The organism is Pseudomonas sp. TAA207, from assembly GCF_001529285.1.
Classification (GTDB): domain Bacteria; phylum Pseudomonadota; class Gammaproteobacteria; order Pseudomonadales; family Pseudomonadaceae; genus Aquipseudomonas; species Aquipseudomonas weihenstephanensis.
Map to the genome: position 1 here is coordinate 41853 of NZ_LLWJ01000062.1, position 23567 is coordinate 65419.

A 23567-nucleotide genomic window follows, 5' to 3' on the forward strand; every position below is an offset into this window, starting at 1 on the left:
TCTGGTCTCTCTATCACCGCTCACGCTTGAACCATTAACCTGGGTGGCGAGTCATCAGAGGACGCAATTCGGATAGTTTGTAGGTTGCCGTACATGTCAATCACATTGAGGCGCCAGTAGTCATGCTCTTCCCTGAGCTGAGAACGCCCGCCCGTTTTTGCATAGCTCATCAATAACGTCAGTTCGCCGGGAACGTCATAATACTGAGCCACCGCATGTGGCATTTCGAAACTCATGTGCCGCCCATAATGATCAGGACTCGCATTCAAGTACGCTGTTGTGTAATAGCCCAGGTAATCCGGGTGGCGACTGAAGCGCAAAAAGGCAGAAGGGTACACTTCATATATTCTGGCGATGCCAATTCGTTGATTGTCGGCGACTATGCGAAGTGCATAAACATCCAGCTTTGCAATATTGGCCGAGTGATAGGGCCGTTGCGCCACGTATTTGAGGTGAAAGTGATGTCCTTGGTACACGGCAGGCGCTAGAGCATTCAGTGTAATTGTCCCGAATTCCGTTTTTAGCCCCGAGTAAAAGACTTTACCGTCCCGCCGTGTAATCGAGGCTGATAATGAAATAGAAGACGAGGCATTGGTGCTGACGTAAAACTCACGCACTGAAAATTTACTGCCCTCCAGCCCCCCCTTGATCGGCCCATGATAAGGGAACGACTTGAAGCGGGGATCAGGGTCATACACAAACTTCCAGACTTCAACATCATCCGACTTGACCACACTCCACGCCAAAGGTTTGTGGGTATGGGTGTCCACTAATGCAATAGAGGCCAAAGACTGCTCATCGAGATCAACTGGCATATTCAGCGCATTGGTCACGCGGACAAGCACCCGCAGCTTCATCTGCTGCCGGCCGTTACCATACAGTGTATTCCCACCGTCAGCGGCGATGATCTGGAAGTCCTTTACCGTCTCCCATTGTTCGTCGCCTGGCGAGGGGGCTACCTCATTCGAGGGGTGAAGACGCTCATCAAACGAAGCACTCAGTGCCTCTGCCTGTTCAGGCCCAGCATTAATATCCATATTCAATTCCGTCCGTATCGTTATGTTTAAGTCACGCAGCCTTATTAAGACTTGCCCTCAGTAAACCGCTGAGAGACACCTTCATAGCCACTGCGCGTCCTGCATAAACATCAGATTAGAACAGGTTAAATAATTACAAAAAAAGGGCCACCAATAGCAGCCCGACACCAACACTTGGTCAACTTCAGCTCAAGCAGACTTTCCCCTCAAACTGCACAGACAACAGACTTATCTGCGTAGTCCTTTTAGACCGCCGAATCAAAATAAAAACACGCACAACGAAACAATACCCAAATAGGGATTTTATTATAAAAGACACATTAAACAGCAGACACATACTACAGCGGTAGTCCGCACTGCTTGTGCAGCATGCCTGTTGCTTTAACCGTTATATAAGGTTGGCGCCCCACCTTATTAATACGGGGCGCCGTGGATAATCAAAGAACCGTCACAATCACTGCCCACACCGGCGCAAAGCCCAAAGGCAGCCAAACGGCCAAACGTGGTCGATAAGGCAGCACCATCAGCAAGCCAAAGCCACTGAGCGAAAGCATGCCAAACCACCCTATCGGTCCCATCGCCCACCCCCAGGCAAGCCCGCAGAAGTAAAAGCTCAGCGCCAGGCTGCACCAACCTGCTGCCCGCAACAGATGCCTCAACGCCTCAGGAGGGACTTTTTTCCACACTTGCTTGTAGTGCCGCTCCAGCCCCTGACACAAGGCAAGCATGCCCATATAGGCAAAGGCGAAAGCTGCAAAGTAATGCGCCAGCATCTCAATTCACCTCGGCCAATTGAGCCGCCTTTTTGCGCGGCACGCGCTCAACAACCGGTTGCGCGACTTTCCAGCAGGCCCACAACAACAATGCCCCCATCACGACAGCCACCAGCTCAACGCCCAGGCGGCTGGGCAATGTCCAGGGCTGATTGACGGTGAGCAGGCTCAGCAGCGGTAACGTCATGCACATCACACCGGCCAACCCCAATTGCTCACGCCACGCCTGCATGCGTGGCCTGAACAACGCGTGGCCCAGACTCAATGCCCACACGCCAAAAAACACATTCAGCTCAGCATCACTGCGCTCGGCCAGGCTGACCGGTAACAGACGATTCCCCCACAGCAGACTGATACAGGCCAGGCTCAAGCCAGCCATGACCGTGACGTTAATGGCCTCGACCAAGCGATAGAGCACCTGCGCGACCTGGTTTTCACTGGCGTATTTGCGCCGACGCTTGACGGTGAACAGCACCAGCCCGCTGGCGATCATCGCACTGCTGATCAAGCCGCAAATAAAGTACAGCCAACGCATCGGGTAGCCGCCGAATTGAGCGAAGTGCAGACCTGAAATAACCTTGTGCGTGAGCACGCTGGAACGCATGTCGGTCGGGCCGGACAACGGCTCACCGCTGACCCCGTCGAAACGCATGCCCTGCCCTTTGGCCAACGCAATGCGGTTACCCAGCAGGGGGCGTATCTGAATCTCTGCATTACTTTGCCCGGGGTTAGTAATGCTGACACTACTCAAAGGCCCCATCACCTCACGGGCCTTGCTCAATAACGGCCCCAGGGCCACCAAAGGTGCAGGCTCAATCGCCGCCGCGTGCTTGACCTCAAGCGCGGGTGGCGTGCGGTCCTGGGCTTTGAAAAACGCCTCCCGGTTGCCATCAAACAGCGCGTCCATCGCCGCGGGCATGTAGATCACCAGGAAAATCGCCAGCCCGCTGTACGTAATCATTAAGTGGAACGGTAGCAACAACACCGCGCTGGCATTGTGAGCGTCCAGCCACGAACGTTGACCCTTGGCCGGGCGAAAGGTGAAGAACTCCTTAAAGAATTTTTTGTGAATCACGATACCGCTGACCAGTGCCGCCAGCATGCCCATCGCCAACGCGCCCACCAGATAAATCCCGAGCATGCCCGGCATGTGCAGGGTGAAATGAAAGAAGAAAAAGAAAAAGCCGCCAGCAGTTTCACGCACCGGCAACACCTCGCCGGTATTGGGGTCCAGCGTCACCGACACCCCGTCGCGGCGCCCACCGGTCGAGGCTTGCAGGCTGGGCGTGCGTTCATTGGGCAAGCTGATGCCCCACTGCTTGGCGTCAGGCTTGTGCTCACGTAAATAGCCCAAGGCACGTTCGGCTGCTTGTTCGTCACTTAAGTGATGCGCAGGCAGTTCGGGTTGCATCCAGTTATCAATTTCCTGATCGAACACGGCCAGGCTGCCGGTCAGGAAAATCACGAACAACAACCAGCCCACGATCAGGCCACCCCACGTGTGCAGCCAGGCCATGGATTGAGTCAGGGTCTGTTTCATACAAGGCGCTCCAGCAGTTGCGGCCAAAACCCGATGACCGCCAATGGTAGTGCGAGTACCGCGCCCATCCACGCCGACCATTGCCGTTTAGCGGCGAACGCCCAGAGGATGGCAAAGGTGTAAATGAGGAATGACAGCAGGCTGGCGACGATCAACGCATCCACGTTGTCCAGCGGTAATAACCGGGCCAGCGCCGCCGTAAAGGCATAGGTGAACACATAACCGCCCACCAGTGCTGCCAGTGTGCGAGAAACAATGGGTACCCAGGCCGATGTTGCGAGTTTCATCGTTTAAATCCTTCATTGCGCGCCAGCCACGGTTTTGCCAGTGCCAGATGTGACAACGGCGCGGCACCCGTAAAAGGGTGTCGCGCCTGTAAATGCCGGCACTGTCGCAGCACAGTGCTAAGGCGATTGAGGTGATCAGAACGAGGTGGTCACCGATGCAAAGTAAGCGCGACCCGGCTCGTTGTAGGTTTGGGCGCCCGCTTCATCCGAGTTGCCTTTGCGGTACAGCTGTTTGTCGAACAGGTTATTGATGCCCAACCGCACGCTGAGATTCTTGTTGAACTCATAGCCCCCGCTCAACCCCACAAGACCGTAGGGGTCGATCGGTTGTTGAACTGATTTGTTGAGCTCTTCGTTGGCGCGGTTATTACGTTTAGGGGCTTCCTGTTTGCCGTAGTACGTCCCGCTGACCTGAAACGACAGCTTCTCGGTGGCGTACCAGTCCAGCGTCGTGTTGACCGTGTACTTGGGAATGATACTCAACGGATCGCCGGTTTCCTTGTCTTTGCTCTCGATCATGTAGGTCAGGTTGGTGTTCCAGTCCAGGTCGTCACGCAGATTCACGAACAGGTTGCCTTCGATCCCCTGAACGATGGCTTTGCCACTGTTATCCCATTGGTAGACACGGCGACCATTGGGCAAACGGTAAGCCGCTTCGTTGCTGGCGTTGATCTTGTTCTGATAGTCATTGCGGAAATAAGTACCGCTGGTGCGCCATGTGCCTTTATCGAAGGCCAGGCCAATTTCTTTATTGACACTGATTTCAGGTTTCAAGCCCGGGTTACCCACCAGGTAGCACCCGCCGATATTGACTTCGACCGAGCTGCAACCGGCGCCGCGGCTGTACAACAGGTAGTTGGGGTTTGACTGATACAAGTTCGGGGTTTTGTAGGCGCGTGCAATACCGCCCTTGATGCTCAGTTCGTCCGTAAGTTGATGCGACGCATTGAGGCTTGGACTCCAGTTACCACCAAATTCGCTGTGATGGTCGAAACGCACACCTGGCGTGATGATGGTTTTGGCACCGGCCTCAATGTTGTCTTCCACATAAAATGCATAACTGTTGGCGGTGGTTTTGGTTTGCGTACGGTCCTGCCCCGCAATACCTGGCGTACCATCGCTGCCCGGATCCCAGCTCTGTGGACGCAACGAACCCGGGTCATTCAATGACTCATACAAGTACTCGCCACCTACGGTCAGCACCTGCTCCGTCAGCACGCTCAACGGCACGTTGACCTCGCCCGTTGCGCGCGTGTTGCGCAAGCGTGACTCGAACGTGCCCGCACTCTCAGACGGCGCACCTTCACCATAGCCGGCCAAGCCTTCGTTCAGCCGGGCATTACGGGTCAAGTCATGGGTTAACGAGGCTTTGGTCGATCCCCAGTCAAACGAGCCGTTGTGAGTGGCCGAGAATGTGCTGCGTTGCAGGATGCTGGTTTCTTTACCGGTCAAACTGTTTACGTAATCACCGCCGCTGTTGAGCATGGTGTCGCCGGCAAAGATGTTGCCCTGACGGCTGTAACTGGCTTCAAGATCCAGCGATTGTTCGGGGGTGAACTGCCAGCTGAGCAAGCCATTGATGTCTTTGTTGCGCACGCCTTCACGGCCTGCAACCACACTGTCGCGCGAAGCCTGCTCGGCAGTGTTGATAGCCGCGTCATCCGCGTCGGTTTTGTTCATCCCGCCGTAGACGCGAAACACCAGATCGTCCGTGATCGGCCCGCTGAGGTTGAAATTGGTACGTTTGCTGATACCTTCAGCGTCGTCTTCCGGGGCCAGGTAGTAGGCGGTCAACGAGCCTTTAAGCTTATCGGTAGGGCGTTTGGTGATGATGTTGACCACCCCGCCCATCGCGCCCGAGCCGTAGCGTGCAGCGGCTGGACCACGCAAGATTTCGATGCGCTCGACTTCTTCGGCAGGCACCCAGTTGGTTTCGCCACGGGTGTCGCGGTCGCCGCTCCAGCCATAACGCACCGCGTTGCGCGACGACGACGGTTTGCCGTCAATCAGGATCAAGGTGTTTTCAGGGCCCATGCCCCGCAAGTCAATCTGGCGATTGTTGCCACGGCTGCCACTGGTGCTGTTGCCGGTCAGGTTGACGCCCGGCTCACGGCGCATGATCTCGGAGAGGTCATTGGCGGGCGGACGCTTCTTGATGTCTTCGGCGGTAATGATGGACACACCAGGGGCTTGCTTGAGCTCTTGGGCGGCGGTGCCCAGAACGCGAGTTTCTTCCAGCTCCAACGCCTGCTTTGTGCCATCGACCGGTAAATCAGTCGCCTGTACCGGGACCTCATCGCGATCACGTTCCAGCACATCGGCGAGTAACGTGGGTGATGCCAGGGCGGCCACAAAAGCGAGTGACATTTGACTGCGTTTGAATCGAGACGACATGTCCAGTTGATCCCTTAACAATGGAGTGTGCTCAGCAGGCGTAAGACTGGAATCGCATGCGCAAGGCTCTAAATGGGCCTGATGCAGATGAGCTTTTCCCGGCACTGCCAGGACGCCAATAATAACCAGTATCATTTGAGAGTAAAGCGCGAATGATAATGAAACTCATTGTTAAGTTCCCTGACCCTCACTCGATTCACACCTTTGCCCGATAAAAAAGGTTGCTGGGGCACGCCAAGTCTGAGAAAACGCCATCCTGCTCACGCTAAGGAAGGCGAACTGCCAAGTTGTTACATTTTGTGTATTGATTGCGTCTCCTCACGACATCGGCAATACACCCTTCCCACTTTTTGAGAAAACAGCATGACCCACGAACTACACATCACTGATCTCGCAGTGGGCGACGGTAAAACCGTGGTTAAAGGTGCACTGATCACCACCCATTACACCGGCTGGCTCGCAGACGGCACGGTGTTTGACTCCTCCCACTCGCGTGGCAAGCCTTTCCAATGCGTCATCGGTACGGGGCGCGTAATCAAGGGCTGGGACTTGGGACTGATGGGCATGCAGGTCGGCGGCAAGCGTGCGCTGAAGGTGCCTGCGCATTTGGCCTATGGTGAAAGAAGCATGGGCGCGCATATCACACCGAACTCTGATCTGACCTTTGAGATCGAACTGCTCGAAGTGCTGACGCGCGACGACTGACACGCAGCAGCAGGTTTTATGTTTTTTAGGGAGATAGCGCTTGGTGAATCGATTTAGCCTGCACTTTTTATCACTTATGTCGTTGGCTGTTATTGCAGGCTGTAGCAGCCAGAGCACGCAGACAGGCCCCCACCTGACGCCTGAACAAACGCGGGCGCGAGTCGTGCAACTCATGCCGTCTACGGTCGCGGACCGTCAGGGGTGGGCAGCCGATATCCAGGTCGCCTTTGTTGCACAAGCACTGGCCCCCTCCGACGAGAACTTGTGCTCGGTACTGTCGGTTACCGAACAGGAGTCGACGTTTCAGGCCGATCCGCCCGTACCGGGGCTGGCAAAAATCGCCCGCACTGAAATCAACCGCCGCGCCAGCAAACTGCACATTCCCGAATTTCTGGTGCGCAGCGCGCTGAACATCACCTCACCGACAGGCAAAACCTACAACCAGCGCCTGGATGCGGCCCGTACCGAAGGCCAGTTAAGCGCCATTTTCGATGATTTCATTGGCATGGTGCCGCTGGGCAGCACGCTGTTTGGCAGCCTCAACCCGGTGCACACAGGCGGACCGATGCAAGTGAGCATCGCCTTTGCCGAGCAACACGCGCAGGAATACCCGTACCCGGTGGCACAGTCGATTCGTCACGAAGTGTTCACCCGGCGCGGCGGTTTGTATTTCGGCATCGCCCATTTGCTGGGTTACCCCGTCGATTACACCCAGTCGCTGTATCGCTTTGCTGACTTTAATGCGGGCTGGTACGCCAGTCGCAATGCCGCCTTTCAGGCTGCAGTGAGCCAGGTTTCAGGCTTACCGCTGGCGCTGGATGGTGATCTGACCATTCCGGGGTCCTACGCCGTGGGATCGACTGAGCGGGCCGTACGGCTGCTGGGTAAACAGCTTGGGCTCAATGACAATGCGATTCGGCGTCAACTGGAGAAAGGCGACAGCCTGGCGTTCAATGACACCGCTCTGTACCGGCAGGTCTTTGCGCTGGCGGACCGCCAACAAGGCGCCCCGCTGCCCCGCGCCGTGCTGCCGGGCATTACGCTGCAAAGCCCGAAAATCACCCGCAACCTGACCACCGCCTGGTTTGCCAAACGGGTCGATGAACGGCGCCAGCGCTGTATGACACGTGCCGGGGCCGCGCCCCTCAAATAGCCTTGGTCACAGCGTGTACTGCTTGAACAACTCTTCCTTGATGATCAGCAGTGCATCTTCGTAGTAGCGCTCGCCTCTTGCCTCGCTGAGCAATACCGAGCGCACGCTGCCTTCGCCGATGCTGGGGGTGTGCTCGCAGGTCAGGTAAAACTGCGCGGTGTCGGGCTTGAATTCCAGGTAATAAAACAACTCGCGACCTTCACGGTGCCAGTAACCGATTTCTCTGCGCATAGGGGCCTTGTGACGGATGAATTGGGAAGGTGACAACGGCTTGCGTAGCCGTTGCCGAAGGCAAGGTTCGATTGCGAAGCGATCGTAAACCCGATGACCGCGCTGTGCCAGATGCGCCAGATCACAGGGTGTTCCACCGCTGCGTGCCCTGCTGTTCAGCGGTGACTCAAGCGTTCAGCCACGCGATGCAGCGCCACACTCAGGCTTTGGGCATTGGGGGCTGCCGTCAAGCTGATGCGCAGGGCATTGGCGGTGGTGGATTTAACCGCAAACACTTGCGCGGGCACCCCCTCTATTCCTGCCGCACGCCACGTGTGCACCAGCGGTGTGTCACCGTCTGCCAACTGGAGCCAGATGTGCGGCGATGGGCTATGGGTTTGCTCCATCATCGGGCCCAACAGTTTTTTGGCTAACCGCCAACGCCGCGTGACTTCGCCGGTTTGCCACGCGACGCGCTGTTGCGCGATGCCTTGGCTGATCCAGTGACAGCCAATCGCCAGATTGATGGACGAAAGCCCCCAGTGCGCCGATTGAGCGTGAGGATCAATGCGTGCAAGCACATCGGGGCTGGCCGCGATCCAGCCCAAGCGCAAACCCGCGCCCACTGTCTTGGACAAGCTGCTAATCAATACACCCTGTTGCGCCAGGTAGTGGCACAGCGGCGGGCTGAGGGTCAGCGCACCGTACACGTCATCTTCAATCACCCTGACCCCGTGATGCAGGGCAATCCGGGCAATCGCCTGTTTGCGCTCAACACTCATCACTGCTGAGGTGGGGTTTTGCAGCGTGGGCGTGAGTACGGCAATGCGCGCTCCGGTGGCGCGAATCATGCGGTCAAAGTCCTCCGGGACGATGCCTTGCTGATCAAGCAGTACGCCGTGCATCGGCAAGCGCAATTGCGCACAGGCCGCTTTTATTCCCGGCGCGGTAAAGGCTTCGACCAACACCGGCTCGCCCGTCTGACACAGCGACAGCAACACTGTAAACAGCCCCTGCTGCGCCCCCGTACACAACATGAGGTGTTCAACCGGCAGTTGCAGGCCGCGCGCGGTGAGCCACGCGGCCCCCTGCGCCCGCGCCAACACGAGATCGTCAGCGCTCAAATACCCTTGCAAACGCTTGGCCTGACCCGTTTCGAGCAGCCATGACAGCGCGTGGGCATCCTCTTCGCTGGCGTGATTGATCGCCGGCACGTTGGTGCGCAAGTCCAGACGCTCGGGCTGAGCGTCGGCATGCTGCAATTTGAACAACGTGGCTTCTTTGCTGCCGGCCAGTACATAAGTGCCGCGCCCCACTTCACCCGACACCAGATGACGCCGCGCCGCTTCGCGATAGGCTTGCAGGGTGGTGCTGGGGTTCCAGCCCAATGCCCAGGCCAAACGTCGTTGCGGCGGCAAACGCTCGCCGGGGGCTAACTCGCCAGTGGCTATGGCTTGGGTAATTGCATCGACCAACGCCAGATAACGCGGCTGCTGGGGGTCAATCAGGGTGGGCATCCACATTTATTGTCGGCCATGCAATATAAGGATCGGCCCATACAATGCTTCGTGCCTAGAATCGAGTCAAACCTTCGATAACGGTGCCCGCCATGTTTGATTTGAATGCTCTTCGCCTTGCTGCACACGCAGTTCACCAAAGCATGGCCCCCACCCCGCAACTGGCCTGGCCGTTATTGGCTGAGCAGTTGGGCTTAGCGGTGTGGGTCAAACATGAAAATCACACCCCGACCGGCGCCTTCAAAGTGCGTGGAGGCTTGCTGTATGTGCAGGGTTTACTGGCGCGCGAACCCGCCACGACCGGTCTGGTGACGGCTACACGCGGCAATCACGGGCAAAGCCTGGCACTGGCGGCGCGGCACATGGGCCTGGCAATCAGCATCGTGGTGCCCGACGGTAATTCGCGGGAAAAGAACGCCGCCATGCGGGCCTTGGGGGCCAACGTGATCGAATTCGGCAGCGACTTTGACGACGCCCGCGCCGAAGCCGCAGCACTGGCTGAGCGTCATCAACTTCATCTGGTACCGGCGTTTCACCCTGACCTGATTCGCGGTGTCGCCACCTATGCGCTGGAACTGTTTGAAGCAGTGGCCGATTTGCACACCGTGTATGTGCCCATCGGCATGGGATCGGGCATTTGCGGGCTGATCCAGACCCGCGATCTGCTGGGGCTAAACACCGAAATAGTGGGCGTGGTGTCCCAGCATGCCGATGCATTTGCGCAAAGTGTCGAGCAAGGTCATGTGGTGTGCACCGACACCGCTCACACGTTCGCCGACGGCCTGGCCTGTCGTCAGCCATTGCCTGAAGCGTTGGCGATTATTGCGCGCGGCGCAGCGCGAATCATCCGGGTGTCTGACCGCGAGATTGCGCACGCGATACGCGTCTGTCATCAAACCACCCACAACACGGCAGAAGGCGCCGGAGCAGCAGCGCTGGCGGGCTTGATCAAAGAACAGTCGCAGCAACAAGGTCGACGCGTGGCCGTCATTTTAAGCGGTGCCAACATCGACCGGCAGTTGTATGCAGGGATTTTGAGTGAAGGCTTCGATGCCTGAGCCATGACCCGCAGGCCACTGCTGCCGCGTAATCAGGCGCTCGGCAAAGCACCTCAATCTGGCTATGCTCAATGGCATGACTCCACCTTTAGCCATCCGCCAACCTTGCCCACCGGGTGTTTGCATCTGCGAGCGCGAACAGTTGCTGGGCGAAGTTGGCGCAGACCTGCGCATTCTCAAGCTCAACCGGCAGGCTGAAAAAGAGTTGTTGGAGCGTCTGGAAAATGTGCAAAGCCTGGATGAACTCGAACACTTACGCCGCCGTTTACAAGAACAGCTGGGGATTAAGCTGACCCTGGAGCCCGGCTTTAATGAGGTGAGGACCATGCGCGGCATCGCCATACGGCTGGCCGATCAACCCGGGCTGTGCCGAAAAACCCGTCAAACAATCCCCGCGGCCATCCGTCGTGCCCTGGAACGACGTCCTGAGATTGCTTATCGACTGCTCGATGACCACGACTTGCTGCGCGACACCTAAATCGCTATTCGATACTCATTCACAAAAAAGCCGTTATTTGCCCCGTGCGGGAAGATTTAACTTGCCTATGTGTCAACGCTGAAATATAAGCCCGTCTTTCACATTAATAGAGTCATCCCATGAGCACCGGATTCACCGAGGACGAAATGCGCAGAGCACTCGGCCTTGATACACCCACACCCCCTGCTGCCCCTGCATCCAAGCCTGAACCCCAATTGCCTGAAGCCGACGCTGAGCCCGCCAAGGTGGCTGCGCGCGCGCCTGTAAAGCGCAGAGGTCCGGTATTGCGCGTCACGATGAACGTGAGCAAAGAATACGATGGCGAAGTGACCCAGTTCATTCACGACTCAAAATCCCTGAGCCGTTTCGATGCTGAGCAGGAAGCCAAAAAAGCCTTGGCCAAAGCCAGGTTCAAATATTACGAATTGGCCTCGATCGTTAAAGTCGACTGAGCCATTCGGCACGCGCACTGGATTAACGCTGCCTCAAGCGCCATCCTGCGCGCCCTTTCAAAGCGCAACCCATCGCGCCCGGCACAGGAAACCGTCCATGCAAGCTCAACCCTTGAACGCTGCCGACTTCTCGCTTATCGAAGACACGCTGCTCAAACACGGCAACGACCATAGCGTCCTCAATCCCAGTGAGCTCGACGGCTATTTCACGGCTCTGGTTTCAGGGCCCAAACACGTAGAGATCGAGGCGTGGTTCCCGGCGATCTGGGGCGGACAGCATCCTGACTGGGAAAGCCCCGAAGAAGCCCGCCAGTTCTTCGACCTGTGCGTGCGCCACATCAACACGCTGGCACGCCAACTGGCTGAAGAACCGCACGCATTTGTGCCGCGTTGCGAGCAGACCGAACACCAGGGCCACACCGTAACCCTGGCCGAAGAATGGTGTTTCGGCTACTTGCGCGGGGTGCAGGTTGCCAGCTGGCCGCCTCTGCCTACCCCGCAGGCAGAATTACTGGGCGCCATTTCTGACTGCGCCGAACAAGACAACTTTGAACTGCCCGCCGATCTGGACGTCGCCTCTCACCAACAACAGGTCGCTGAACTGGCTCCGGCGGTGCGCGCTCTGCATGACTATTGGCTGAGCCAGCGTGCCCCAACACTTCACGCCCCGCAGATAAAGGCCCCATGACGCTTCTAACTCACTTTGATACGCCGGTCAGTGAACCGATCAGTAGCCAGATTTTGCAACGGGTCGTGGACCAGCTTACCGAGCTGAGCATGATGGAAATCACGCCGAGCAACCCGCTGTACAACCTTTACCAGTACGCCATCGGCTACGAAGTGCACTTGTACCTGCAAGCGCTGGACGGCACTAAAGGGATAAGCGTGGAGCTGATCGTCGCGACCGATGCTCAAGCCCCGGATACCGTGACCGGCTTCGCCCTGTACCTGCCGGTCAAGGATGATCCTCAGGCCTGCGGTATCGCTTACATGGCCGCCAGCACCCCCGCCGTCACGCAAGCCATGGTGCAGCAGGTCATTGCACGTTACCCGCACACCGAACTCACGTGCAGTGTGCGCAACGTGGAGCAATACGAAGCGATGGGCTTTCAAGTACTAGGCTCCCGTGGCCCACGTGTGCTGATGAACACCCGCGATCACTGCACGGACGGGCTGATGGGCGTGCTGGATGTGTCGGCGGTCTACAGCTCTACCGAGGTGCGACAGATTCACACGTACCTGCTCAATCGCAACGGTAAAAAAGCGATGGTGGAGGCCGAAAAAAAGCGTGATCGCCAGATCGATCTATTGACGCTCAAAGCCCGCACTTTCGTGGCCGAACGGCTGGGGCGCGCGTAACTGCTCCCTGCTCAGGCGCGTGTCATCGCGCCTGAGCGCTGGCTCATGCGTCAGTGACGCCATAAAAACCAATCTCCCCTTGCCTGTACCCACGCCACATACCGCATCATGTGCGCATTCCGTTCAGAGGCAATGCTCATGCGCGTTCACTTCACACTTACCCGTTTGGCAGCACTCACTCTGGGGCTGGTGCTGGCCGCCCCGGCTATGGCCAGTGAAACGTCGCAGCTGGCCGATTTGATCAATACGTATCGCAGTCAAAGTCAGAACTGCGCGGGCCAGGTGTCTCTGGAGTTACCACCGCTCGCCGTTGATCCACGCCTGATCCTGCCCTCCAACAGTTTTGGCGACCTGCAACAAGCCCTGAGCCGCGCGGCGTATCCGTTGGTCAACGTGCAGGCCATCAGCCTGTCTGGCCCCAGAGATGCCCAGGCCGCAATGAAAGCCGTGCAAGAAAGCTTCTGCAAGGTGGTGCTCGACCCGCAATTTGTCGACATCGGTATCAGCCGCGATCAGCGGGAATGGAGAATTGTGCTGGCGCGCCCATTGCTGACCGCTCGCCTGGGCGATTGGCAGGTCGAAGGGCAAAAGGTACTGGACCTGATCAACACCGCACGCACTCAGCCTCGTCAATGCGGCACCCAAGCATTCGCCGCCGCTGCGGCATTAACCTGGAATGCCACACTGGCAACCGCTGCCCAATCTCACTCACGAGACATGGCCAATAACAATTACCTTGATCACAAGGATCGTAATGGCGGCACACCCGGTGATCGCGCTGAGCTGGCGGGCTTTGTCGGTCAGCAGATCGGCGAAAACATTGCCGCCGGGCAAGACACCCCGAACAAGGTCGTAGAGGGTTGGCTGGCCAGCCCCGGCCACTGTGCGAACCTGATGAACGCGCAATTTCGTGAGCTGGGTGCGGCCTATGCCGTCGACCCTAAAAGTGATGCCGCCATTTACTGGACGGCCGTGTTCGGTACGCAGTGAGTGTGCGCACGGTCAAAAGAAGGGAAGGTGTAGCGAGGGCGTAACGAAAACAGTAGCCCCGCCCAACATCGTTGGGCGGGGCTGCTTTTTTACAGGGCCATGTCAGCCGCTGGGTTGCTTGGCGCAGGTGTAGCCGGCGCTTGAGCAGGTGCTTGTGGTGCTGCGGTTGCCGCCGGAATAGCCGGTGGCGGCGTCAGTTGCAGGGTTTCGGCCGTGTAGGCCCATTCCTGTGCAACGCGCTCTGGCGAGCCGTTCAGCTTGGTGCCGTAGCTCGGCACGATCTGGTGCAGCTTGGCTTGCCATTCAGGTGTGGCAACCTTGTCCTTGAACACGGTTTCCAGCACGGTCAGCATGATCGGTGCCGCGGTGGATGCACCAGGCGAAGCGCCCAACAGGCCGGCAATGCTGCCATCTTTGGCGCTGACGATCTCGGTGCCCAGTTTCAGCACGCCGCCCTTCTCTTCGTCACGCTTGATGATCTGTACGCGCTGGCCGGCTTGCCACAGGCGCCAGTCTTCAGACTTGGCATTCGGGAAGTATTCTTTCAGGGCGTTGAAACGGTCTTCGTCCGACAGCATCAGCTGACCGGCCAGGTACTCAACCAGCGGGTATTGTTCGATACCGACTTTGGTCATTGGCCAGAAGTTGTGCGTGGTGGTGCTGGTCAGCAGGTCGAAGTAGGAGCCTTCTTTCAAGAACTTGGTCGAGAAAGTCGCGAATGGGCCAAACAGGATCACGCGCTTGCCATCCAGCACACGGGTGTCCAGGTGTGGCACCGACATCGGTGGCGCGCCAACCGAAGCCTTACCGTACGCTTTGGCCAAGTGTTGCTCGGCCACCGTCGGGTTATCGGTCACCAGGAACGAACCACCCACCGGGAAGCCTGCATATTCCTGAGCTTCAGGAATGCCGGACTTTTGCAGCAAGTGCAGTGCACCGCCGCCCGCGCCGATGAACACGAACTTGGCGTCGGTCTGGGACTCAGTACCGTCTTTGAGGTTTTTGTACACCACGCGCCAGCTGCCATCTTCGTTGCGCTTGATGTCTTTGACTTCGCTCGACAGCTTCAACGAAAAGTTAGGCTGTGCCTGCAAATGAGCGGCGAACTGGCGTGTGATTTCGCCGAAGTTCACGTCAGTGCCGATCGGCGACCAGGTGGCTGCGATTTTCTGGTTCGGGTCACGCCCTTCCATCATCAGCGGTACCCACTTCTTGATCTGAACCGGGTCTTCGGAGTACTGCATACCGGCGAACAATGGGCTGGCCTGCAGTGCTTCGTAGCGCTTCTTCAGGAACTTGATGTTGTCATCGCCCCACACAAAGCTCATGTGCGGTGTGGAGTTGATGAACGAACGCGGGTTCTTCAGAACACCGTTCTTGACCTGCCAGGACCAGAACTGACGGGAAATCTGAAAGGCTTCATTGATTTCAATGGCTTTCGGGATTTCAACGTTGCCGTTCTTGTCTTCCGGGGTGTAGTTCAGTTCAGCCAGCGCCGAGTGACCTGTACCCGCGTTGTTCCAGCCATTGGAGCTTTCCAGCGCCACACCGTCGAGACGTTCAATCATCTCCATCGAGGTGCCGGGTTCCAGTTCATTGAGCCATACGCCCAATGTGGCACTCATGATGCCGCCGCCGATCAGCAAGACATCGACTTGCTTGGTCTCGGCTGCGTGCACGGAGGTTAGCCCCATGGTCAGCGCAAGGCCCAATAGCCCCTTGTTCATTTTTTTTAACATGTTGGAGTACCTAAGATAAAACATCATCTACCCGGCACGCGGTTCATGAGCGATTTCGACTCATCACAGGCGGGTCTGCCTGCAATCGAGCCCTCAGGCCTTGAACGGGTAGATCGATAAAGGCCTATGCACACTATAGACCTCACGTTTATGTACCTTGGGTGCTGATCTCTTATTAATTATTGGCTTCAGCTACTTGGGTGACATGTATGTTGTGTGTCAGCTATCAGTGAACGCGGCCAACAGCAGAGTGAATCCGCCCAGCTCCTTCACGCCCACTGACCTTTTCGCGATTCCCTTGCCATCTGACCGCCCCGCGGTTTCCTCCAAGAAACCTGCGTGAACCTATCCATCCGGGGGTGGCCAGCCTCAAAACCGCGACATTCTACCTCAGGTAGCCCTTGAGACGAAAACGCATCTTTTCGCGTTTTTTGTGACGGCTGAATCGATTGCGAGCGTGATTTGGCGCAGGGTTGCCTGCGCGATTCAGCGCCAATGACTGATCAGTCACGCCCCCGACCTTGGGCGAGATGCTTGGGCGGCATCAAAATGTCTGCCCACTGTTCAACTGCCGCGTCTGCAAAGGCCTTTTTTAACCCCCCGGCAACCGGTAGCATTGCGCCACTAATCTGCTCCCCCTCTTCAAGGAATGAACTGTGCGCCTCAACGGCCCCTTCGCAGTATTACCCCTGCTGTTCGTCGCCACCTGCGCAGTGGCAAGCGCCGAAAAAGACCGAGTGTTCGTAGAGTCGCGCTGGTATGAACTGGACGACATCAAAGCGTACGTGAAGCACCACTCCCCCAAAGAAGTGAACTGGGTGTTTCCCTCTACACGGCGCTACATGCTTGAAGGCCAGGGCGTACATTCAACGCATTTGCCCGAAGTCGAGTTAAGCGAGCAAAACAAACAGGTCGGCAGCCGCAAAGGGTTTACCCAATACCCCGACAAACCGATGAACCTTAGTGCAGAGCTGGACAAAGCCTGTATGGCTGCCTTCAAGGTCACACTGGTCCATATCGGTGGGCGAAGTGCCCCATTTGGCCCGGTCAACAAAAAACTGCCCTATGAAGTCGTGGGCATCCAGAGCCACGTCATGGCACAAGCCCCGCTCGACACTTACCACAGCCGCAAACGCAAAATCATTGCGCAAAAACCGCCCACCTCCAACGCACTGCTGTGCTCTGTGTACAAAATTCCGAAGAAAAATGGCCGTGCGTATTACGAAACCATGGTGGTGCTGACCGCCAGGGCCGCCTACGGCACGGGCAAGTGGTAACGCATTATTTCCCGTGACCGGGCGTGATGTTTGCGTATGATGGCCGGCTTTCAAGCACCGCCAGCCAACAGGAACCTGCATGCCGCCCAACAAACGTAATCAGTCACAGGTTGAACAGCGCCTGATTAAAGCCCTGACCAAAGCCTGTGAAACCGCCAAAAAGCACATCGAAGGGTTTGTATGGCTGACCCACGCGGCCGATTACGAAACCTTCCCTGCCGGCTTCAAAGTGGTGTGGGTTTTCGACACGCAAGACAACAAAGACTTCGCACTGGCTGATGGCGCCGCCAGCTACATGGTCGACCTGACAGAAAAGGCGCTGAAAAACGCCGATGTCAAAGTGCGCAATGTGGCCACTTACGTGTATTACGACTCAGAAGAAGAATGCCAGCGCACCGACTCGGGTAATTGGCCGCAACGCATGGCGCGCAAGGGCGCCAATCGGAAAAAATAAGCCGTGGCCAAGGACATTGAAAACCCGTGTGTGGCCACGTGCCAGTTGAGCGGCGATGTGTGCGTCAGCTGCGGGCGCAACAAAGCAGACATCAGGGCCTGGCGGCGCATGAAGCGGCCTGAAAAAATGGCCGCGGTACAACGCGCCACCGCGCGCCTGAAAAGCCTGCAAAAAAAGAAAGGTTAAACCGTGTCTGGCGCTTCAAGGCGCCAGATGGCGCGTCGTTCAATCGCTCAAATCAGCGCTGATGCAACGCATTAACGTCACCTTTGCCCGACGTTTCGCGCAGGTACTCTTGCATCGAATCATCCAATGCCTGTAACCAGCGCGTGTGATGCGGCACTGCTGCCGTACCCGTCATGACAGAGCGGTAGGATTTATCGCGATAGCCCATGATGTCCCGCTTCTTGTCAGCCTTCCATGTGAGGAATATCTGATTTACGGCGTCGATATCAAAGGCGGGATAGTCCGTGTGCTCAATCAAGTGCCTGATGTACTCACCTTGAAACTCGTACATCGACGCGGTGGATTGCAGCCCCTCTTCAACCTCACGCCAGCGCGCACTGTCAGCCTGCATCTCGGTTTTTTCAGGCAACGTGATGCGGCCCAGGATGCAGTCGCGCACAAACCAGGCCTGCGCGTCGAACAAGTTGAAGCTGTACCACAAGTCCTGCATGCCCAGGTAAATCAACTGCGGGTTGCGCTCCCAAATCACTCCCTTGTACAGCCCGAGCGGCCACAGACGATTACCTGTTTTCAGCGTCAGTTCATCCGCTAAAAAGCTGAAATGGTGCTGATACCCGGTGCACAGGATGATGGCATCCACCCGCTTGCTGGACCCGTCGGCAAAATACGCGATGTCGCCCTCAACCTTGCGCAGTAACGGGCGCTCCTCCCAACCCTTGGGCCATGTGTAGCCCATAGGCTGCGAACGGTAGGTACTGGTGATGGAGCGGGCACCGTATTTGTAACACTGCGAACCAATGTCTTCAGCCGAGTAACTGCTACCCACGATCAGCAAATCCTTGCCCTTGAATTCAGTGGCTTCGCGAAAGTCGTGGGCATGCAGAATGCGCCCCGAAAAACGCTCAAAACCAGAAAATTCGGGCACCTGAGGCGTTGAAAAATGGCCACTGGCGACAATCACGTAATCGAACGTCTCAGTCGTGCTCAGACCTTGGGCATAGTCATGCGCCGTGAGGCTGAACTGGCGCGAAGCCGGTTCAAAGGTGACGCTTTTGACCACCGTTTTGAAACGAATGAAATCACGCACACCCGCCTTTTTGACGCGCCCTTGAATGTAGTCCCATAGCACTTCGCGAGGTGGATATGAAGAAATTGGGCGCCCAAAATGCTCATCAAAACTGTAATCCGCAAACTCTAAACACTCCTTGGGGCCGTTGGACCACAGGTAGCGGTACATGCTGCCGTGCACCGGCTCGCCATGCTCATCCACCCCGGTGCGCCACGTGTAATTCCACATGCCACCCCAATCGGCCTGTTTTTCAAAACACACCACATGCGGCATGGGTGCGCCTTGCTCATGGGCGGATTGAAAGGCACGCAGCTGCGCTAGTCCGGCAGGGCCGGCCCCAATGATTGCGACACGAATAGACATCGAATTCCCTCAACAGATTGAACACTGAACAACGCAAACCCCTGATGCGAGCCCCGTAAAAATGGCGCTGGCAGGGTAAAAATTCAGGCGATCAAACTGAAGGTGGAGGCACCGCACGGCAGCGTTTGCCTGTTACAAGGGCGTCACGCAACGAAGTAGGTGGCAGGTGAAAACGCGTGGCCAGCGAGTGACAAAAAGTGATCACTAACACAGGCAGCGCCGAATGACGGGAGGGCCTTGTTCCATCGCTGCGTTGCGCAGGATGAAGGCCTGGAGAGTCAAAGATACGTGTGGTCTCATGCATCGGGCTTGGTTAGCCTCTTATTGGGTTATGGATTCCTTTTTAGCTATAACGGATGAAGATAGGGATTACAAGTTTGAAGTACTTTTCGTACATCTGGGGCGCCGATAAAAATGGAATCAGCCTTTGAAGGTTATCTTTTCTAAAAGCCGTGAAATTTGTTCGATTGAGTAGGGTTTAGGCAAAAACTCGAAGCCCTCGTAGCCACTCAGCGCCAGCTCTTCGCTGTAACCGGACGCCAAAATGATCGGCAGATCCGGTCGCCGCTTGCGCAGCTCCTTGGCCATCGCCACACCCGTCATGCCGGGCATCACCACATCAGAAAACACTGCATCAAATGTCATCGCATCAGGCCCGACCATGCGCAAAGCCTCTTCGGCATGGGTGGCCCAAGCCGTCTCGTAACCAAGATCCTGCAAGATCTGGCTCGCGAAATGCCCCACTTCCAGGTTGTCTTCAACAATCAACACCCGGGGTTTGTTTTCAGGATGCATCAACAAGGCAGGTGCGCCCGCCTCATGCTCACTTTCGCTGCGATCCTCTGCATCGGCCTGCGGCAGGTACAGCGTAAAGACCGTGCCTTGGTCGATCACGCTCGTGACGTCAACGTTGCCGCCCGATTGCTTGGCAAACCCGAAGACCTGCGACAAACCCAGCCCGGTGCCCTTGCCCACAGCTTTGGTGGTGAAAAACGGCTCGAAGATTTGGCTCAGCATCCGGCTCGACATGCCGCAGCCGGTGTCTGCCAATGAAATGGCCACGAAACGCTCGTTGGAGCCTGCATGGCCACGGATCGTCGGTAATCCTGCGCGCTCGATGAGACGAAGCGCCAACGTGCCCTGCCCCGCCATGGCATCACGCGCGTTGAGCGCCATGTTGATCAGCGCCGTTTCAAACTGACTGCCGTCCGCGCGGATGTAACACGACCCTTGCGGCAGGTCGACCACCACCTTGATCCGCGCGCCGGTAATGGTGTCCAGCATGTCGCCGATGTTCTGGATACGCTGACCGGCATCAAACACCTGCGGGTTAAGCGGCTGGCGACGGGCAAACGCCAATAGCTGACTGGTCAACTTACTGGCGCGCTCAACCGTGTCAGACACCGCATTCACGTAGCGCACACGGCGCTCATCCGAGAGGTGCGGCATGCGTAGAAAATCCACAGAGGAGCGAATGATCGTCAACAGATTATTGAAGTCGTGAGCCACGCCTCCGGTGAGCTGACCGATCGCTTCAAGCTTTTGCGACTGATGCAGGGCCGCTTCGATCTGGAGCAAACGCGCGCTGCGCTCCTGCACCCGCTCCTCCAGCGTGGTATTGAGCTGCGCCAGCTCAAGCAAACCCTCGCGCACCGAAGCGTCAGCCCTGGCGCGCTCGATATGCGCCCACGAACGCTCCGTCACTTCACGCAACAACGCCAACTCATAGGCTGACCACTGACGGGGTGACCGATCATGAATGGCCATTAAAGCGGTTAAGCGCCCACCCTTGATTAAAGGCAAACAGATCGTCGCTTTCACGCCCAGCGCGGTAAAACTGGCAGCATCTTGCGCCGGAAACTCTTTCACCACGTCATTGATGACCAGCGGTTTGCCCGCCTGCAATTGAGAGGCGGCCTGCTGACCAAAATCAGCCAGACTGTACTGGCCGACGATGGTTGTGGCGCCCTCTGACAGCCAGTTGTCGCGAATAAAGAAAGCATCCTGGTCCGCTTCCATTTCGGCATACGCACAGTGCGTGACGTGTAAATGCTGCGCCAGCATCTGCATGGTCGTGGCCAGGATCTCCTGCGCATCTGTGGCGTTGGCCACCGCATGGCCAATGCCGTCCAGTACAGCCAGACGCTGCGTCATATACACCGTGGCAGTGGTTTCGGTCACCGTATCCAGCATGCCGACGACCGCGCCATGCGGGTCGCGGATCGGGCTGTAACAAAAGGTGAAATACGCCCGCTCAGGCTGTTGGCTGCGCTCAATCATCAGCGGGAAGTTTTCGATATACGTCGCTTCACCGGCAAATGCAGCGTCGGCAATTGCGCTGATTTCACTCCAGGCTTCTTTCCAGACCTCATTGAACGGTCGGCCCAGCGCCTCAGGCTTACTCCCAAGAATGGGCACAAAAGCATCGTTGTAGAGGGTGATTAAATCCTCACCCCACACAATTGACTGCGGAAAATGTGAGGCCAACATCAATGCCACGCTGGTTTTCAACACGTCCGGCCACTCAGCCAGCGGGCCAAGCGGCGTGCTGGCCCAATCATACTGTCTGATTCGCCCAGCCATTGCGCCATCGTGTTGAAGCCAGTCAGTCATAACGCCTTTACCCTGATTACTGCCATTAATCGTTGAATCGCCGACGATGATAAGTCAGGCACAAAAAAACTGCCCGACAAAGCCATCAGGCAAGCTCTCACTCTTTGTCACACATTAGAGACAACACGACCGAGTCTCAGGTTCTACTGCGCGGGCTTGCGGGCTAACATGCCGCGCTGCGACTCATGGCCATCGGCCGTTAGCGATCTGAGTCAACATTGATGAACAGAGGGATTGAACGGTGAAAATTGTATTTGTGCTGCTGCTAAGCGCGCTCTCCATGCTGGCCCAGGCAGCTGACATCGGTGAGACGTTGACGCCCTGGACGCTGAACGACCAATACGATCAGCCCTACACCCTGAACGAGCAAACCCGCATTCTGCTGGTGGCGCGCAACATGGATGGCGCCAAGCTGGTCAAAGCGGCGCTCCAAGACCAACCCAAAGGCTATCTGGAAGCGCGCAATGCGGTGTTTCTGGCCGATGTGCATGGGATGCCTTCGTTGATCGGCAAATGGTTTGCCATTCCAGCCATGCAAAAATACACCTACCGCGTAGTGCTTGACCGTGATGGCAGCATTGCCGCTCAGTACCCCGGCGCAGAAGACCAAGTGCTGTGGCTGCAACTGCAAGGCAACACAGTGGTGTCACAACACACCTTCACCAGCGCCGAGCAATTGCAAAAAGCACTGCAAGACACGCCAGCCCAGTAATCGACTGACTGCCCGGCTCAAAAAAAGCCGCCAATCCCTGTGGATTTGGCGGCGTTTAGGTCGGGCCGTGTTTTAACCTTGCTTGAGTTCAAAACCACGCCCATTCCAGCTGTAACTTTCAACGGTTTCAATGCTCGGGCAGCAACGAGGGTCATCCGGCCCACTGCTCAGTGACGTTACCGAGACACGCTGCACACCACCCGGCGTGATATCAGTCGCAGCGCCTGACACTGCCGAATGCCCTTGATACACCCAGCCCGCACCCGAGTGGTAAAAACCGGCCAGGCTCTGGAAAGAGCCATTGCCGCCACCTTGCCCCTCAATCGTAAACAGCACCACTGCATCCGGCTGGCCGTCGCCATTGAGGTCCATGTAAATCACCTGGCGGCCTTCGGTGTACTCAGCGCCACCGTCCTGAGTGGTGAGCGTAGAGGTCAGCTCCTCGATTGCCATTTGCAGCACATGATCGACCTGACCGGCGACAGGTGCGGCAACGGTGGGCGCAGCGATTGCCGGCGCAGTTGCATCAGCCGTTGGCGCGTACTTGGCCGCACCTTTTTCCGTCAGGCTAAGGCCCTGCTTTTTGCCCTTGGCCACGAACTCGGCCATCAGCGCGCCTTGCATCTCTTTAAGGTCCTGCTCCGAGAGCTCCATCATGCCTTTGCCGCTAAACGGTTGGGCGTCACCCAGAAACCAGCGTGAGAAAAACCCGGGGCGCACCGACTCCAGCTTGTCGATCAATTGCTCGGTTCTTTGCTCAACCAGGTCAGTCCAGAGCGGGCCAGCCTCTTTGCCCAACGACTCGACCAAGGCGTCATCTTGAGCCAGCCATCCGGCTTTGACTTGCTCCAGCAGCATGATGTTGTAGTCGATGGTTTTACTCACACAACTATTCGTGAAGTTGCCCATGCACTCCTGGCGCAAAGCATCACGGGCCATCGAAATCTTGACGTCGCTGTAAACACCGCAGCCTGACAACAGAACGGTCAAACCAACCACACAACCTATGCGTTTCAAGGTGCTCTCCTTAACGCCCAGAAAAGCCTGAGCGACACTCCATTTATTCTGGGCACGGGGCCGCCGCCCGGTTTATCGGCAGGCAGCAGCAAGGCTTGAGAACAGACAATCGAAGAGGCGCCCCACCCGCTCGACAAATCGCGGGCAAAAAAAAAGCCGCTATTGCTAGCGGCTTTTTTTGTAT

At 57.0% G+C, this 23567-nt stretch carries 23 protein-coding genes; 12 read left to right on the top strand and 11 right to left on the bottom strand.

The features are described from left to right. Positions 1 to 20: 20 nt before the first annotated feature. The 5 genes from AP059_RS08480 to AP059_RS08500 all read right to left on the bottom strand — a co-directional run bounded on the left by AP059_RS08480 (position 21) and on the right by AP059_RS08500 (position 6031). Positions 21 to 1037, bottom strand: coding sequence for a hypothetical protein (locus AP059_RS08480; protein WP_059762828.1), 1017 nt, complete (start codon positions 1035 to 1037; stop codon positions 21 to 23). Positions 1038 to 1474: 437 nt separating this feature from the next. Then, the gene (locus tag AP059_RS08485) at positions 1475 to 1810 is read right to left on the bottom strand and encodes a DUF3325 domain-containing protein (protein WP_059762829.1); all 336 of its coding nucleotides are present in this window, start codon (positions 1808 to 1810) and stop codon (positions 1475 to 1477) included. A 1-nt stretch (position 1811) separates the two neighbouring features. After that, positions 1812 to 3350 carry a PepSY-associated TM helix domain-containing protein gene (locus AP059_RS08490; protein WP_059762830.1) on the bottom strand — a complete coding sequence of 513 codons (1539 nt, stop codon included), beginning with the start codon at positions 3348 to 3350 and terminating at the stop codon, positions 1812 to 1814. Beyond that, positions 3347 to 3637: a hypothetical protein gene (locus tag AP059_RS08495; protein WP_059762831.1), complete on the bottom strand. Its 291-nt coding sequence runs from the start codon at positions 3635 to 3637 to the stop codon at positions 3347 to 3349. Before AP059_RS08495 ends, AP059_RS08490 begins: the two co-directional genes overlap by 4 nt. Before the next feature lie 135 nt (positions 3638 to 3772). Continuing rightward, entirely contained in the window at positions 3773 to 6031 is a 2259-nt protein-coding gene (locus tag AP059_RS08500) for a FepA family TonB-dependent siderophore receptor (RefSeq protein WP_059762832.1), read from the bottom strand. Positions 6032 to 6394: 363 nt separating this feature from the next. On the opposite strand from AP059_RS08500, the gene AP059_RS08505 reads away from it, so the two are divergent. Both AP059_RS08505 and AP059_RS08510 read left to right on the top strand, forming a co-directional pair. Next, positions 6395 to 6736, top strand: coding sequence for an FKBP-type peptidyl-prolyl cis-trans isomerase (locus AP059_RS08505; protein WP_048365369.1), 342 nt, complete (start codon positions 6395 to 6397; stop codon positions 6734 to 6736). A gap of 76 nt (positions 6737 to 6812) precedes the next feature. Beyond that, the gene (locus AP059_RS08510) at positions 6813 to 7889 is read left to right on the top strand and encodes a DUF1615 domain-containing protein (RefSeq protein ID WP_059762833.1); all 1077 of its coding nucleotides are present in this window, start codon (positions 6813 to 6815) and stop codon (positions 7887 to 7889) included. Between the two features lie 6 nt (positions 7890 to 7895). On the opposite strand, the gene AP059_RS08515 is transcribed toward AP059_RS08510, so the two are convergent. Then, positions 7896 to 8120 (bottom strand): hypothetical protein, encoded by a 225-nt coding sequence (locus AP059_RS08515; RefSeq protein ID WP_059762834.1) that lies wholly within the window; start codon positions 8118 to 8120, stop codon positions 7896 to 7898. A 155-nt stretch (positions 8121 to 8275) separates the two neighbouring features. Beyond that, positions 8276 to 9622 carry an aminotransferase-like domain-containing protein gene (locus AP059_RS08520; protein WP_059762835.1) on the bottom strand — a complete coding sequence of 449 codons (1347 nt, stop codon included), beginning with the start codon at positions 9620 to 9622 and terminating at the stop codon, positions 8276 to 8278. A gap of 86 nt (positions 9623 to 9708) precedes the next feature. Here AP059_RS08520 and AP059_RS08525 point away from each other — a divergent pair, with 86 nt between their 5' ends. From AP059_RS08525 to AP059_RS08550, 6 genes are all read left to right on the top strand, one after another. After that, entirely contained in the window at positions 9709 to 10674 is a 966-nt protein-coding gene (locus AP059_RS08525; RefSeq protein WP_059762836.1) for a threonine dehydratase, read from the top strand. A gap of 76 nt (positions 10675 to 10750) precedes the next feature. Then, positions 10751 to 11152 (top strand): hypothetical protein, encoded by a 402-nt coding sequence (locus tag AP059_RS08530; RefSeq protein WP_059762907.1) that lies wholly within the window; start codon positions 10751 to 10753, stop codon positions 11150 to 11152. A 119-nt stretch (positions 11153 to 11271) separates the two neighbouring features. Then, a complete protein-coding gene (locus AP059_RS08535) occupies positions 11272 to 11604 on the top strand; it encodes a hypothetical protein (protein WP_059762837.1) in 333 nt (110 codons plus the stop codon). 97 nt (positions 11605 to 11701) lie between these two features. Then, the gene (locus AP059_RS08540; protein ID WP_059762838.1) at positions 11702 to 12292 is read left to right on the top strand and encodes a UPF0149 family protein; all 591 of its coding nucleotides are present in this window, start codon (positions 11702 to 11704) and stop codon (positions 12290 to 12292) included. Continuing rightward, positions 12289 to 12963 (top strand): hypothetical protein, encoded by a 675-nt coding sequence (locus AP059_RS08545; RefSeq protein ID WP_059762839.1) that lies wholly within the window; start codon positions 12289 to 12291, stop codon positions 12961 to 12963. The genes AP059_RS08540 and AP059_RS08545 overlap by 4 nt, the downstream gene beginning before the upstream one ends. 138 nt (positions 12964 to 13101) lie before the next feature. After that, positions 13102 to 13953 (top strand): CAP domain-containing protein, encoded by an 852-nt coding sequence (locus tag AP059_RS08550; protein WP_059762840.1) that lies wholly within the window; start codon positions 13102 to 13104, stop codon positions 13951 to 13953. Between the two features lie 89 nt (positions 13954 to 14042). Here AP059_RS08550 and mqo read toward each other — a convergent pair whose 3' ends face one another. Then, on the bottom strand, positions 14043 to 15692 hold the full coding sequence (mqo, locus tag AP059_RS08555; protein WP_059762841.1) for a malate dehydrogenase (quinone): 1650 nt from the start codon (positions 15690 to 15692) through the stop codon (positions 14043 to 14045). A 656-nt stretch (positions 15693 to 16348) separates the two neighbouring features. Between mqo and AP059_RS08560 the strand changes: the two genes are divergently transcribed. The 3 genes from AP059_RS08560 (at position 16349) to AP059_RS08570 (ending at position 17609) form a co-directional block, all read left to right on the top strand. Continuing rightward, positions 16349 to 16969 (top strand): hypothetical protein, encoded by a 621-nt coding sequence (locus AP059_RS08560; RefSeq protein ID WP_059762842.1) that lies wholly within the window; start codon positions 16349 to 16351, stop codon positions 16967 to 16969. Positions 16970 to 17048: 79 nt separating this feature from the next. Then, positions 17049 to 17423 carry a hypothetical protein gene (locus AP059_RS08565; protein ID WP_048399365.1) on the top strand — a complete coding sequence of 125 codons (375 nt, stop codon included), beginning with the start codon at positions 17049 to 17051 and terminating at the stop codon, positions 17421 to 17423. A 3-nt stretch (positions 17424 to 17426) separates the two neighbouring features. Continuing rightward, the gene (locus AP059_RS08570) at positions 17427 to 17609 is read left to right on the top strand and encodes a DUF1289 domain-containing protein (protein WP_048365358.1); all 183 of its coding nucleotides are present in this window, start codon (positions 17427 to 17429) and stop codon (positions 17607 to 17609) included. A 52-nt stretch (positions 17610 to 17661) separates the two neighbouring features. Here the strand turns inward: AP059_RS08570 and AP059_RS08575 are convergent, their stop codons facing one another. Together AP059_RS08575 and AP059_RS08580 are read right to left on the bottom strand one after the other, a co-directional pair. Beyond that, a complete protein-coding gene (locus tag AP059_RS08575) occupies positions 17662 to 19041 on the bottom strand; it encodes an NAD(P)-binding domain-containing protein (RefSeq protein WP_059762843.1) in 1380 nt (459 codons plus the stop codon). A gap of 420 nt (positions 19042 to 19461) precedes the next feature. After that, positions 19462 to 21654: a response regulator gene (locus tag AP059_RS08580; protein WP_059762844.1), complete on the bottom strand. Its 2193-nt coding sequence runs from the start codon at positions 21652 to 21654 to the stop codon at positions 19462 to 19464. Between the two features lie 241 nt (positions 21655 to 21895). Between AP059_RS08580 and AP059_RS08585 the strand changes: the two genes are divergently transcribed. Beyond that, complete coding sequence (locus AP059_RS08585) at positions 21896 to 22366, top strand: hypothetical protein (protein WP_059762845.1); 471 nt, start codon at positions 21896 to 21898, stop codon at positions 22364 to 22366. A gap of 72 nt (positions 22367 to 22438) precedes the next feature. Here the strand turns inward: AP059_RS08585 and AP059_RS08590 are convergent, their stop codons facing one another. Then, positions 22439 to 23383, bottom strand: a complete 945-nt coding sequence (locus AP059_RS08590) for a hypothetical protein (RefSeq protein ID WP_059762846.1) — start codon at positions 23381 to 23383, stop codon at positions 22439 to 22441. Positions 23384 to 23567: the final 184 nt, after the last annotated feature.